Here is a 12,458-nt window from a genome sequence, read left to right as displayed (position 1 = left end):
AACGCACAATTCTCAACCGGAAAATAAAGATAGCCAAAATTTATTCTTTAGTGGGGATAATTTAGAAGTTCTAAAGCACCTTCAAAATGCCTATGCAAACAGCATAGATATGATATATATTGACCCACCATATAATACTGGCTCGGATGGGTTTTTGTATAATGATAAGTTTGAATTTACCGATGAACAATTAATGGATAAATTGGGTCTAACGGCTGACGAAATTAAGCGGTTGCATTCCATCAATGGCAGAAGTTCCCATTCTGCTTGGCTGACATTTATGTATCCTCGTCTAAAAATAGCAAAAAAATTACTTAAAGATAGTGGGGTTATTTTTATATCTATAGATGATAATGAACAAGCAAACTTAAAATTATTATGTGATGAAATATTTAGTGAAAGGAATTTAATAACTACCCTGGTATGGCACAATAACGTAAAAGGTAGACAGCTTGACAAGTTTATAAAAAATACATATGAGTATGTCCTTTTATACGCTAAAAACTCTATAAATTTAACTTTTAACCTGGAAAAGTATACTCTAGATAAGAAAGAAGTTTTTCAAGATAATATTTCTTTTTATTCTAAGGGCTATCCTTTACATAATGGAACAGCAGATTTTCATATATCAAATCGTCCCAATTTAGCATATTCCATCTACTATAATCCTACGACTAAGGATGCTTTTACAAAAGATGAAAAGGTTATTAAAAATGGACAGATCATAATTGGGCCTGCAACCGAGCGGAGAGAGGGATATGTAAGAATTATTCCCAAATACAACCACAAATATAACAATCAGCGAGTTTGGCGATGGGGGCAGGAGAAGTTTCTTAAAGAATATAAGACTGAATTAATTTTTGTCGAAGAAGCAGATGGATATTATATATATGGAAAAGATCGATATGAAGGCAATTATGGATTTAAGTCGTACAAAAACTATATTAATATTGATAGTGGCAATGGAAAACAAGAATTGGTTGAGTTGGAATTGGGAAGAATTTTTGACAACCCAAAAACTATAAAATTGATTTATCATTTGCTGAAAATAGCAATACAAGAACAGTCAATTATATTAGACTTCTTCTCAGGGTCTGCCACAACTGCCCACGCTGTAATGAAACTCAATGCAGAAGATGGCGGAAACCGTAAATATATTATGGTTCAACTGCCTGAAGAGTGTGATAAAACGAGTGAAGCCTACAAAGCAGGATATAAAACCATTGACCAAATTGGTATGGAACGCATTAAGAGAGCGGCTAAACAATTAGGTGATACTTCTGGCTTTAAGCACTATTATGTAAAAGAGCCAACTACCCAAACATTGGATAAAATATTAGCCTTTGACCCAAATAAGTCACTCTTACTGGCAGATGATATGGTAGCAGAAATGGGTGGACAAGAAGTTATTTTAGATACTTGGCTGGTAGCTGATGGATATAAGTTAACAAATCAACCGAAAGAAATTGATATTGCAGGGTACAAAGCTTATTATTTAGATAATTCTCTTTTATATATTATTAATGTTGGATGGAGTAAGGAACAAACAAGAGAATTATTAAATCTAGTAGGTACAAATCAGTTGAGCATTAATACTATTATCTGCTATGGATATTCTTTTACTATGGAAAGCATGAAAGAACTTGAGATAAATGTAAAGCAGAGTTTGAATAGGCAAGTAAGAGTGGAAAAGAGGTTCTAAAATGAAAATACATTTGGAAGAATTAGAGCATCAAAGAACGGCCTTGGATGCTATCATAAATGCCATTCCTACTTTATCAGGCAAAGAAAGCAATCTCTATGCAAATCCTATACTGTGCAATGCTTGGGATGAACACAAATTTATAGATATAAAGATGGAAACCGGAACGGGTAAAACTTATGTATATACCCGTGCCATGTATGAACTGCATCAAAAGTATGGTATTTATAAGTTTATTATTGTCGTACCCTCTTTGGCTATTAAAGAAGGTACTAAAAACTTTATCACCAGTGACTACGCAAGGCAACATTTTAGTTTGTTTTTTCCTAATCAAAGAATAGAATTACAAACCGTAAATGCGGGAGATTTTAATACTAAAAAAGGGAAAAGAAAAACTATTCCATCCGCATTAACTCAATTTTGTGAGGCAACTAAAAATGATAGAAATACTATTCAATGTCTTTTGCTAAGCGATAAAGGTTTTTTAGACAGGAAGGACAGTGCTTTATTTAAGAATGATTATGACCAAACCTTGTTTGGCGGGTATGCCTGTCCGGCAGATGCGTTAAAAAACACCTTTCCAGTATTGATAATAGACGAACCGCACAGATTTAAAAGAGACGGAAACTCTTATAAAAATATCATAGCCAGAATAAACCCCCAGATGATTATACGGTTTGGGGCTACGTTCCCAGATATTACGCTAGGTAAAGGGAAGCAAGCTATTATTAAAAAGGATTTTTACCAAAACGAGCCACAGTTTGATTTAGGGGCCGTGGAAGCATTTAATAAAGATTTAGTTAAAGGAGTTGATGTGCAGCTTCCACCTTTAACAGATGATTACGCTCAACAATATAGTGTTAAAAGGGCAAATAAGAAAGAATTGATTTTAGCCAAAGATGGAAAAGAGTGGATAGTTAAAATTGGGGAAGACTTAAATACCGTTGGAAATGGGTTTGAGGGAGGTATTACCTATGAGGGAGATGGAAAATTATCCAATGATTTAGAAATCGGTGTGGGAATGCGCTTGCTATCAGGAGTATTTAGTAATTCCTACCAAGAAATTCTGCTTAATATGGCGATAGAGGCCCATTTTAAGGCAGAAATAGAGAACTTTCACAGAGAGGGGTATAAAGTAAAAACCAACGCGCTATTCTTTATTGATAGTATTAAAAGTTATAGAAATAAGGATGGATGGTTAAAAACAACTTTTGAGAGAATACTCAAAAACAAACTGGTTAGTTTACTATCGGAATACCCTGAGGGTGAATACCACGATTTTTTGCTTGCAACAAAAAATAATCTTTCCCTGTCCCATGGGGGCTATTTTGCAGAAGACTGGGGAGCCGCAGATGATAGTGCAACCGCAGAAGAAAGGAAAGACATTTTACATAAAGAGAGAACCCTTTCCTTTAAGAGACCGGATGGTTCATGGAATATAAGAAGATTCTTCTTTTCTAAGTGGACATTAAAAGAAGGGTGGGATAACCCTAATATTTTTACTATATGCAAATTAAGGTCTAGTGGAAGTGAAAACAGCAAATTGCAAGAGGTTGGCCGCGGATTAAGGTTGCCCGTGGACGAACAAGGAAACAGACTGGCTGGTTCGTCGTGGTATCTTACTTATATAGTTGGTTCCAACGAAAAAGACTTTGCGGAGAAACTAAGAGGTCAGGTCAATGCTGACGTAAAGAATATAGTAAATTCCGATAAACTAACAGCTGAAATGATAAAACGTATCCTCATTTATAGAAATATATCTGAAGAAGAACTGCTAGAACACCTTGACAATGCAGGAATTATTAAACGAGATAATAGTTTCAAAGAAGGTGGATACAATAAATTGGTATTCGAATATCCGGAATTATTAAGTACTCAAGTGAAGTCTGGAAAAATTGTTGATAATAGGAATAAAAAATCACCGAACAAAATAAAGCTCCGTATAAATAATTGGAAAAAAATAGAAGAATTTTGGAAGGAAGTTTCAAAAAGATATATGCTGTCTTTTGAACGGATTTCAACGGATGAAATCACATCTTTATTCAACGAGGCGTTAAGAACCGAAGGGATATTTGATGATAACAAAACCATAGAAGTTAAAAGCATAAAAACAGTTAAAGGATATGACCAAGAGACCATCTCATTGGAGTATCAAAACACTTCAACCAAGAATATAGGGGCATTAGGGAAATGTGCCTATAATGACTTTATTACAAGATTTACCAAAAACACATCAGTTCCCATACAAATTGTACACAGAGAACTTTGGAAATTCTTACAAGAGTTGATAGATAAGGGAATTGATAAGACTGCCGTAAATGCAAAGTTAAACGATTATTCACTTGCCAATCTTATCACAAGATGGGAAAATTTATTTGCCAAAACTTTTGCTACCAAGTATAACTATGACTGCTTAAAGTTTATGGCTGAAACCTCTGTATTAAAAAATGGAAGTTTTATTAGTGAGTTACCAATGGGGGATGTGGGAAATTTTAAAGCTGATGATATAAAAGATGATGTTCGCAATTTATATGAAAAACCTTTGGCCTACGATAGTGAAAATCCTGAACATGAGATACTCAGATACACACCCCCAGAAAAAATAACTGTATTTGGGAAAATTCCTAAAAGAGCAATTAAAGTTCCAACGTACACAGGAGGAAGTACCACACCGGACTTTGTGTATGTCAAAGATACTGGAAATCAAAAGAATTTATATATTTTGGTAGAAACAAAGTCAAATGATATGCGTTTATCAGAGCAAAGAGTCATTGCGGCGCAACAAAAATTATTGTCTAAAATTCACAATGTGAAATGGCATTTGATCAAAAAGGCTGCCGAAGTGATAAAATTGTTAAACGAAATATAATTTTAGTGGGTACAGATTAAATATTCTGCACACTATAACTGCGTACAAAACTATTTGATATGGGATAGTTCTGAAAATAAAAGTCATACTGGAAGGTGTGCCGACGCGGAGCGTTCCAGTATGACCTTTTTCTATAAATATTCAACAACCCAATCGGTAGATCCTGAACTAAATTCAGGATGACTTCTTATTTGAATAACAACATATAAAAACTTTCCGAAATGGCGGCAAAAACAGGATACCCTCATAAAAAAACCGGGCCTTGGAAAAGGTCCGGTCTGGTGTAAAATATAGGGCAGTAATTAACGGCGGTTTTTTAATTGCGAAAAGTTAGGATACAATGTATCCGTAAATTTGTCCATTTCGCCCTGTCCGCCGCGGATTTTCAAATTAACCGACAGCACATATACATCCTTTGTCAAAATTTCGCGCCAATTATCGGGGAATTTAACAAAGTCCTTAAAGGTGGTAATGAGCGGCAAATTCCCGCGCGTTTCCTCAAAGGTGCGCAGGTTTTCTTCGGTATAGAACTGGTGGTCCGGGAAGCGCCACTTTTGTTTGAGTTCCAAGCCCAACTTTTCAAGAGTATTTTCAAAACTTTCCGGGTGTCCAAGCGCGCAGAAGCAAGCCGCTGGTCCTTTAACCGTGTTTAAGTCCACCTTTTTGCTTTGGCAAATATCAAAGTAATATTCCGGTGCGTGAACGCTCTCCAAAATTTCCACCGTATCATTATACAGGCGGATTTCGTCCTTTACGTCCTCCAACTGGCGCGGCGAAACCAAATCGCAATGCGTAAGCACAATCAAATTGGCCCGTTTGAGCGCCGTTAAAGGTTCGCGCAAAATGCCATAAGGCAGCATTTGCTTGTTGCCAAAGGGGTTTTTAGCATCCACCAAAATAATGTTTGCATCCCGGTTTAAGCGGTGGTGCTGCAACCCGTCGTCTAATAAAATAATTTGGCTTTTAAAGCGGCGCAAGGCCTCTTTGGCAGCCTCGGCACGGTTAGAACAAATTACTATCGGCACCTTGTACTGCGCCAATACGCGGCTCATCATAAAGGGTTCATCGCCCGCCATACGCCAATCGGCATCCGGGTTGTCAAACAGCACCACGGGGCCCTCTGCCTTTTGCTGCCGCTTATACCCGCGCGAAACAATCGCCACGCGCACGCCCTCTTTGGCCAAGGCCGTGGCGGCCAACAAAACAGCCGTCGTTTTGCCCGTTCCCCCCGCCGTAATATTGCCAATGCACACTACGCGGGAATTGATGCTTTCCGCCGTCTTCCAGCCGTTTTCATACATTGCGCGGTGAAACCAAGCCCCCACGCCGTACAATTTGGACGCACTCCACAACAGCCCGCGGCCCAAGGCGTTATCCTGCAAATTCTCTTTTAATTCCTCTAAATTCATAAACTCCCCTAAAAACAAACTTTTAGATATTTTAGCATTTATCAAGCGCTTACAAAACCGGGCGGGAACCGGGGCCAAAATTAGTATAATGGGTATATATGGAAAATACCCGTTTTAAAAAGACTCCGCTGCATTATATCCAATACCTTGCGCTCAAACTGTTTTGCGTACTGTTTGGGCTGTTACCGTACAAAACCGCCGTTTGGCTGGGCAGAAAGGCCACGGGCTCGGTGCGCTTTGTAATGAAGAAACGCTTTAACCGCTCCGTTTATGACATCCGACGGGCGTTCCCCAAAATGACGGAAGAAAAAGCCCGCGCCACCGCGCTGGAATCTTGGCGCAATATGGGCGGCATTTTGGCCGAGTTTATTAAACTAACCCAGATGACCCCGGACGAATTTAAAAAGCACAGCCGCATTATCGGCGCGGAAAAAATGCTAAACGCCCAAAACGTAACGGGCGGGATTATCCACATTGGGCACTTTACCAACTGGGAAGCCTTCGGCTTGGCCGGGGCCGTCTATGGCGTAGATAAGGCCGTTTTGGCCCAACGCGTGGATAACCCCTATGTAGATGAGGAAACCAACCGCCTGCGCAATATTTTTACGGGCCGCACCTTTTACAGCAACAACGAGGATAAACCCTTTTTTGCCTGTATGCGCTGGCTTAAAAAGAAAAAAATGCTTGGCATTTTGATTGACCAAAACGCCGGGTCCAGCGAAGTTTGGGTGCCCTTTATGGGGCGCATAGCGGCGTTCTCGCCGATTACGGCCCTGCTGGCTATTAAAATGCAGGTACCCGTTTTCCCGGTGCGCGTGTGGAGAGAAAAAGACGGGACCATTATGTCCGAGGTAATGGACGCCGTTTATCCCCCCAAAGAATTTAGTATGGAAAATGTCCGCAAGTTTACCAAAACCTTGGTAGGCTATTATGAGGATTGGCTGAAAGATAACCCGGCCTCTTGGCTGTGGGCGCATAACCGCTGGAAACGCGAAGCCGAGGGCGAAGCGTATTTGAAGGCACACCCGGAGGAACGCGTATGAGCGGAAAAATCAAAGCCGTTTTTATGGATAGGGACGGCACCATCATCCACGAAAAACCCGGCACTTATTTAAGCGACCCCGCCAAAGTCCGCCCCTACAAAAGCGCGGCCCCGGCTCTATCCCTTTTAAAGAAGCACGGCTTTAAACTTTTTATTGTTTCCAACCAATCGGGCATCGGGCGCGGATACTTTACCGAAAAAGAGGTACACAAAGTTCACGCACGGCTTTTAGAACTGTTAAAACCCGCCAAAATAGAGGAAATCGTCTTCTGCCCGCACGCCCCGACCGAAACTTGCGACTGCCGCAAACCCAAACCCAAATTAGGCCTTTACCTGATTAACAAATATAATATTGATACCGAACACTCCTATATGATTGGCGACAAAAAGGCCGATGTGGAATTTGGGCACAACATAGGGGTAAAGTCCGTACTGGTTACAACGGCAAACGGCAAAAACCATTTGAAGAAATACCCCGATTTAAAGCCGGAAAAAGTAGCCACCAACCTCTTAAACGCCGCCCGTTTTATTGTGGCAGACGACGGAGCCGATAATGGCAAATAAGTCTTTATGCGCTTTGTTTGCGGCTGCTTTTCTGCTCAGTGCGTGTGCGCATAAGCAGGCGGAGTCCACCTCTCAAAAGGTCATTTCTGCACCGCTAATAGAGAAAACCCAACAACCTGCGCCCGAAAAAACACCCGCCAAACAAGCGGAACCCGCTACCCCGGCAAAATCCGTTTTATCTGCCGCCGTCCAGCCGGAGCAAACACCCGCCACGCAACCCGAAAAAGAGCCCGAAATCACGCCCGAAAACCGCGTGGAGCAGGCACGCAAACAACAAGTTTTATCATCCCCTACGCCCGATAAAAAATCGTTTGAGGACGAGGAACTAATTTCTCTGGACGGCCGCCGGTTAAGCCCGCTTGCCTACAACGCTGTTTCGCCCGAAAAGACTTCGGCCGCTTGGAGCGGGGAAGAATTAAAATACGGTCTTTATTACTCATTTATTAAGGCCGGCACCGCTTACATCAAAAACCGCGGCGTTACCACCGCCAACGGGCGCAAGGCGTACCTCATCCAAACTACGGCCTTTTCCGCCTCGGTCATTGATGCTTTTTTTAAAGTGCGCGACGTAAATTATTCTTGGATTGACGCCGAAAATTTTTATTCGCTTGGTTACACGCAAAGCGTGCGCGAGGGCAACTACAAGCGCGACGAGTGGCTGACCTTTGACTATGATAGTAAAGTCTATTATGGCGAGGTACAAAAGAAGGAAGGCCCGCGCGTGCTGTCGGGCGCGCTTAACCAGCGGGTGCTGGATATGCTTTCCTCGCTCTATTTTGTGCGCGCGCAAACCTTAACCAAAGGGCAGGACATTATTTTTGACATTATCAACCGCGAAAAGCAATACCCCCTTGTCGTAAAAGTATTGGGCAAGGAAACGGTAAAAACCGCGGCGGGCAAATTTGACTGTATTGTAGTAGAACCGCAATTTAGGGGTGAGGGCATCTTTGTCAGCAAGGGTAAAAGTTTAAAGGTCTGGCTGACGGATGACGCCTATAAAATGCCCGTTAAAATGAAAACGGAAGTTTTTATCGGCAGCGTTTCCGCCGAACTACTGGAATACAAACGCAATTAAAGATATAATGGATAAATACAAAGGAGCGTCTAATGACAACCGTACCAACCAAACGCTTAAAGGAAATTTTAAATCATTTTGAAGGACAGGAAATTATCGTGGTAGGCGATATTATGCTTGACCACTTTATCAAGGGCACCGTCAGCCGTATTTCGCCGGAAGCGCCGGTACCGGTAGTAGATGTAAAAAAGGAATTTTTTGTAGCCGGCGGCGCGGGCAACGTAGCCGTAAACCTGGCGGCCTTGGGCGCCAAGCCCGTGTTGGTGTCCGTCGTAGGGCAGGACCTCGGCGGCGAAATGTTAAAGGGCTTTTTACGCGATAAAAAAGTAAACATTTACGGCGTAACCGAAGACCCGGACCGCCCGACCACGCAAAAAATCCGCGTAATGGCCGAGCAGCAGCAAATCGTCCGCTTTGACCGCGAAAGCAAAAAAACTATTTCCCCCTCCGTTTCCAGCCAATGTATGAAGAGTTTTGAACTGGCTATCAAAACGGCCAAGGGCGTTATTTTGTCCGACTATGGCAAGGGGATGCTTTCGGACCACAACATTAAAACCATTGTGGATATGTGCCGAAAGCACAAAATCCCAGTATGCGTGGACCCCAAAATTGATAACTTTAAAAAGTACAAAAACATTACCTGTATGACCCCCAACACCAAGGAAGCCTGGGAAGGCGCGGGCGACTCCCCCAAAACGGGCGAGGAAGCCATTGAAAAACTGGGCAACAAGATTTTAAAAATGTTGGATGCCGATTCTATCTTAATCACCCGCAGCGCAGACGGTATGAGTTTGTTTGAAAAGGGTAATGAAAAGCCCATTACCATTAAAGCCACCGCGCGCGAAGTGTATGACGTTACGGGTGCGGGCGATACGGTCATTTCCGTTTTTACGTTGGCGTTAGCCGCCGGGGCCAAACTGCCCGAAGCGGCGGTGCTGGCCAACTACGCGGCGGGGATTGTGGTGGAAAAATCCGGCACGGCCACCGCTACGCGTGAAGAAATTGAAGGAGTTTTAAAATGAGTGATGTGTTAATCGCTATTCCGGCGCGCTACGGGTCTTCCCGTCTGCCGGGCAAAATGCTTAAATTATTAGCCGGAAAGCCGGTTATCCAGCACGTTTATGAAGCGTGCGTAAAGGCTAACGTGGGCGACGTAATTATCGCCACGGAATCCCCCCTGGTGGTGGAAGCCGTAGCCAAATTTGGCGCGACAGCCGTTTTAACCAGCGACCAATGCCAAAGCGGCACAGACCGCATTTACGAGGCCGCCCAAAACCGCCCCGAAAAATTTATTATTAACGTACAGGGCGATGAACCCTTTATCAAGGCGGAAACGGTGTTTGCCGTGGCCGAACTGTTAAAGACCGACCCGACCTGCGACATTTCCACTGCCGTTACGGCCACCTTGGATGAGGACAAAATCAATAACCCCAACTGTGTAAAGGCCGTTATCGCCAAGGACGGACGCGCGCTGTATTTCTCGCGCTCCCGCGTACCGTATAAACGGGAACTGACCGAAGAAAACAAGAAGGTTCCCTATTGGCAGCATTGCGGCATTTACGGCTACCGCCGCGAAGCCTTAAAACGCTTTGTGGAACTGCCGATGAGCCCGCTGGAACAGTTGGAAAGATTGGAACAACTGCGCGCCTTGGAAGACGGGATGACCATCAAATGCGCGGTCATCAGTTCCGCAGGCCCGGCGATTGACACGGCGCAAGATCTGGAAGCCGCCGAAAAGTATTTTAACGAACACAAATAACAGGACTCCCGCCTCCCGGCGGGAGTTTTTCTGTAAGTAACACCCGTTTTATTTTTATTTAAGGAGTCGTTTTATTATGTCTAAATTTATCATCATCACCGGCGGCGTGGTTAGTTCGCTGGGCAAAGGGATTTCCGGCGCGAGCATTGGCAAACTCTTGCAGTTAAACGGCCTCACCGTCAATATGATTAAGTGCGACCCGTATATTAACGTGGACCCGGGCACGATGAGCCCGTACCAGCACGGCGAAGTGTTTGTAACCACGGACGGGGCGGAAGCGGACCTTGATTTAGGCCACTACGAACGCTTTTTGGACGTGAATATGACCCGCGCCAACACCAACACCGCGGGCAGCATTTACCAAACCGTCATTGACAAGGAACGCCGCGGCGAATATTTAGGCGCTACCGTACAGGTCATCCCGCACATTACCAACGAAATCAAACGCCGCTTTACCGCGTTTGAAAACGAGTGCGACGTTTCCATTATTGAAATCGGCGGCACTGTGGGCGATATTGAATCTCTTCCGTTTTTGGAAGCCGCCCGCCAACTGCGCTTGGAAAAGGGCCCGCAAAACGTCATTTGCGTACACGTTACGCTCATCCCCTATATTGCCGTGGCGCAAGAACTGAAAACCAAGCCCACGCAACACTCCGTCAACAAACTGCGCGAAGTGGGTATTGAACCCAGTATGCTCATTTGCCGCACGGAAAAGCCGTTAAGCCAGCACCTAAAAGAAAAATTATCCCTCTTTTGCAGCGTACCCGCGCAGGCGGTTATTGAGTGCGCCGATGCAAAATCCATTTACCACGTTCCGGAAATGTTCTACAAGCAGGGCGTGGATAAGCAAATTATATCCCTCTTGGGCTTAAAACCCACGAAAGAAATTGACCCCAAATGGTTTGAATTTTTTGATAAGGCACTCAACCCCAGCAAGTCGGTTAAAATTGCCATTGCAGGTAAATATGCCGAGTTCCAAGAGGCATACAAGTCCGTACACGAGGCCTTAAAGCACGCCGGGATGAACAACGACGCCAAGGTGGAAGTGGTTTACGTCAACACCGAAAAAGACAATGTGGAAGAAAAATTAAAAACGGTGGACGGCATTTTAATTCCGGGCGGCTTTGGCGGACGCGGCATTGAGGGCAAAATCGCCACTGTCAAATATGCGCGCGAACACAAGGTTCCGCTCTTGGGCATTTGCCTGGGTATGCAATGCGTGGTGATTGAAGCCGCGCGCAACCTGTGCGGCCTGCACGACGCCAATTCCACCGAATTTGACCCCACTACACAGGACCCGGTGGTAGATTTAACCCCCCAGCAAAAAAATGTGGTTTACAAGGGCGGCACGATGAGACTGGGCAACTACACTGCGGACTTGAAGGAAGGCTCGTTAGCGCGCCGTTTATATGGCAAGGACCGCATTGTGGAACGCCACCGCCACCGCTACGAGTTTAACCCGGCGTATGTAAAGCAGTTGGCCGATGCTGGTTTAACCGTGTCCGGCTGGCACGAAGGAGTGCTGCCCGAAATTGTGGAACGACAAGACCACCCGTATTTTATTGCGGGCCAATTCCACCCGGAATTTGGCTCCCGCCCCTTGCGCCCGCATCCGCTGTTTGACGGGCTAATCAAGGCCAGTTTAAAAAACAAAGAAAATAAAAATAAATAGCAGTAGCAGAAAAACACCCTTCGGATAAAACCGAGGGGTGTTTTTAATCTATTCTATACGCTACTTGGGTTCCTTCGCTGTTTGTACGATGATAGTTATCCTTACCCGAAATATTGGAACAAATTCTTTTCCCCACCTCATCATCAATATTGGCCCAACACTCAAAAAAATTGTTTTGGTAGTATTTTTCTAAACCTAAATCTCTAACATTATCCTGACACCGAAAGGACATTCTGGGCGCCAAGTGTGAAAAAAGATTGCAAGTCGTTGTTTTATTGCTAATAACAGTGGCACTGTTTTTGGTAAATCCGGCTGGCATAGCAATAACAAGAGAATCAAAATTTCTGGCATAGCGGCCCGTTTGCA

The 12,458-nt window shown here is 43.8% G+C and carries 10 protein-coding genes; 8 read left to right on the top strand and 2 right to left on the bottom strand.

Annotation, left to right across the window (positions count from 1 at the left end; genetic code table 11):
* Both B2118_RS05095 and B2118_RS05090 read left to right on the top strand, forming a co-directional pair.
* A partial coding sequence (locus B2118_RS05095) for a DNA methyltransferase (protein WP_428053790.1) occupies nucleotides 1-1,702 on the top strand: 1,702 nt, incomplete at its 5' end.
* Between the two features lies 1 nt (nucleotide 1,703).
* Entirely contained in the window at nucleotides 1,704-4,571 is a 2,868-nt protein-coding gene (locus B2118_RS05090) for a type III restriction-modification system endonuclease (protein WP_428053788.1), read from the top strand.
* 302 nt (nucleotides 4,572-4,873) lie between these two features.
* On the opposite strand, the gene lpxK is transcribed toward B2118_RS05090, so the two are convergent.
* The gene (gene lpxK, locus B2118_RS05085) at nucleotides 4,874-5,980 is read right to left on the bottom strand and encodes a tetraacyldisaccharide 4'-kinase (RefSeq protein ID WP_428053786.1); all 1,107 of its coding nucleotides are present in this window, start codon (nucleotides 5,978-5,980) and stop codon (nucleotides 4,874-4,876) included.
* Between the two features lie 98 nt (nucleotides 5,981-6,078).
* On the opposite strand from lpxK, the gene B2118_RS05080 reads away from it, so the two are divergent.
* The 6 genes from B2118_RS05080 to B2118_RS05055 all read left to right on the top strand — a co-directional run bounded on the left by B2118_RS05080 (nucleotide 6,079) and on the right by B2118_RS05055 (nucleotide 12,092).
* Complete coding sequence (locus B2118_RS05080; protein WP_428053784.1) at nucleotides 6,079-7,023, top strand: lysophospholipid acyltransferase family protein; 945 nt, start codon at nucleotides 6,079-6,081, stop codon at nucleotides 7,021-7,023.
* Nucleotides 7,020-7,586: a D-glycero-alpha-D-manno-heptose-1,7-bisphosphate 7-phosphatase gene (locus B2118_RS05075; protein ID WP_428053782.1), complete on the top strand. Its 567-nt coding sequence runs from the start codon at nucleotides 7,020-7,022 to the stop codon at nucleotides 7,584-7,586. Before B2118_RS05080 ends, B2118_RS05075 begins: the two co-directional genes overlap by 4 nt.
* Complete coding sequence (locus B2118_RS05070) at nucleotides 7,576-8,661, top strand: DUF3108 domain-containing protein (protein ID WP_428053780.1); 1,086 nt, start codon at nucleotides 7,576-7,578, stop codon at nucleotides 8,659-8,661. Before B2118_RS05075 ends, B2118_RS05070 begins: the two co-directional genes overlap by 11 nt.
* Nucleotides 8,662-8,693: 32 nt before the next feature.
* Nucleotides 8,694-9,683 (top strand): D-glycero-beta-D-manno-heptose-7-phosphate kinase, encoded by a 990-nt coding sequence (gene rfaE1, locus B2118_RS05065; RefSeq protein ID WP_428053778.1) that lies wholly within the window; start codon nucleotides 8,694-8,696, stop codon nucleotides 9,681-9,683.
* Nucleotides 9,680-10,420 (top strand): 3-deoxy-manno-octulosonate cytidylyltransferase, encoded by a 741-nt coding sequence (gene kdsB / locus B2118_RS05060; protein ID WP_428053776.1) that lies wholly within the window; start codon nucleotides 9,680-9,682, stop codon nucleotides 10,418-10,420. The genes rfaE1 and kdsB overlap by 4 nt, the downstream gene beginning before the upstream one ends.
* 76 nt (nucleotides 10,421-10,496) lie before the next feature.
* Nucleotides 10,497-12,092 (top strand): CTP synthase, encoded by a 1,596-nt coding sequence (locus B2118_RS05055; RefSeq protein ID WP_428053774.1) that lies wholly within the window; start codon nucleotides 10,497-10,499, stop codon nucleotides 12,090-12,092.
* A 43-nt stretch (nucleotides 12,093-12,135) separates the two neighbouring features.
* Here the strand turns inward: B2118_RS05055 and B2118_RS05050 are convergent.
* A partial coding sequence (locus B2118_RS05050) for a hypothetical protein (protein ID WP_428053772.1) occupies nucleotides 12,136-12,458 on the bottom strand: 323 nt, incomplete at its 5' end.

It is taken from the genome of Candidatus Avelusimicrobium stercoris (assembly GCF_002437085.1).
GTDB classification, from domain to species: domain Bacteria; phylum Elusimicrobiota; class Elusimicrobia; order Elusimicrobiales; family Elusimicrobiaceae; genus Avelusimicrobium; species Avelusimicrobium stercoris.
This window is presented reverse-complemented; position numbering and strand designations above follow the sequence as displayed.

What these genes read in the sequence shown, in the direction of transcription:
- B2118_RS05075 (WP_428053782.1), top strand. Translation starts at nt 7,020, where the DNA reads ATGAGCGGAAAAATCAAAGCCGTTTTTATGGATAGGGACGGCACCATC.
- B2118_RS05070 (WP_428053780.1), top strand. Translation starts at nt 7,576, where the DNA reads ATGGCAAATAAGTCTTTATGCGCTTTGTTTGCGGCTGCTTTTCTGCTC.
- B2118_RS05055 (WP_428053774.1), top strand. Translation starts at nt 10,497, where the DNA reads ATGTCTAAATTTATCATCATCACCGGCGGCGTGGTTAGTTCGCTGGGC.
- B2118_RS05080 (WP_428053784.1), top strand. Translation starts at nt 6,079, where the DNA reads ATGGAAAATACCCGTTTTAAAAAGACTCCGCTGCATTATATCCAATAC.
- kdsB (WP_428053776.1), top strand. Translation starts at nt 9,680, where the DNA reads ATGAGTGATGTGTTAATCGCTATTCCGGCGCGCTACGGGTCTTCCCGT.
- B2118_RS05090 (WP_428053788.1), top strand. Translation starts at nt 1,704, where the DNA reads ATGAAAATACATTTGGAAGAATTAGAGCATCAAAGAACGGCCTTGGAT.
- lpxK (WP_428053786.1), bottom strand. Translation starts at nt 5,980, where the DNA reads ATGAATTTAGAGGAATTAAAAGAGAATTTGCAGGATAACGCCTTGGGC.
- rfaE1 (WP_428053778.1), top strand. Translation starts at nt 8,694, where the DNA reads ATGACAACCGTACCAACCAAACGCTTAAAGGAAATTTTAAATCATTTT.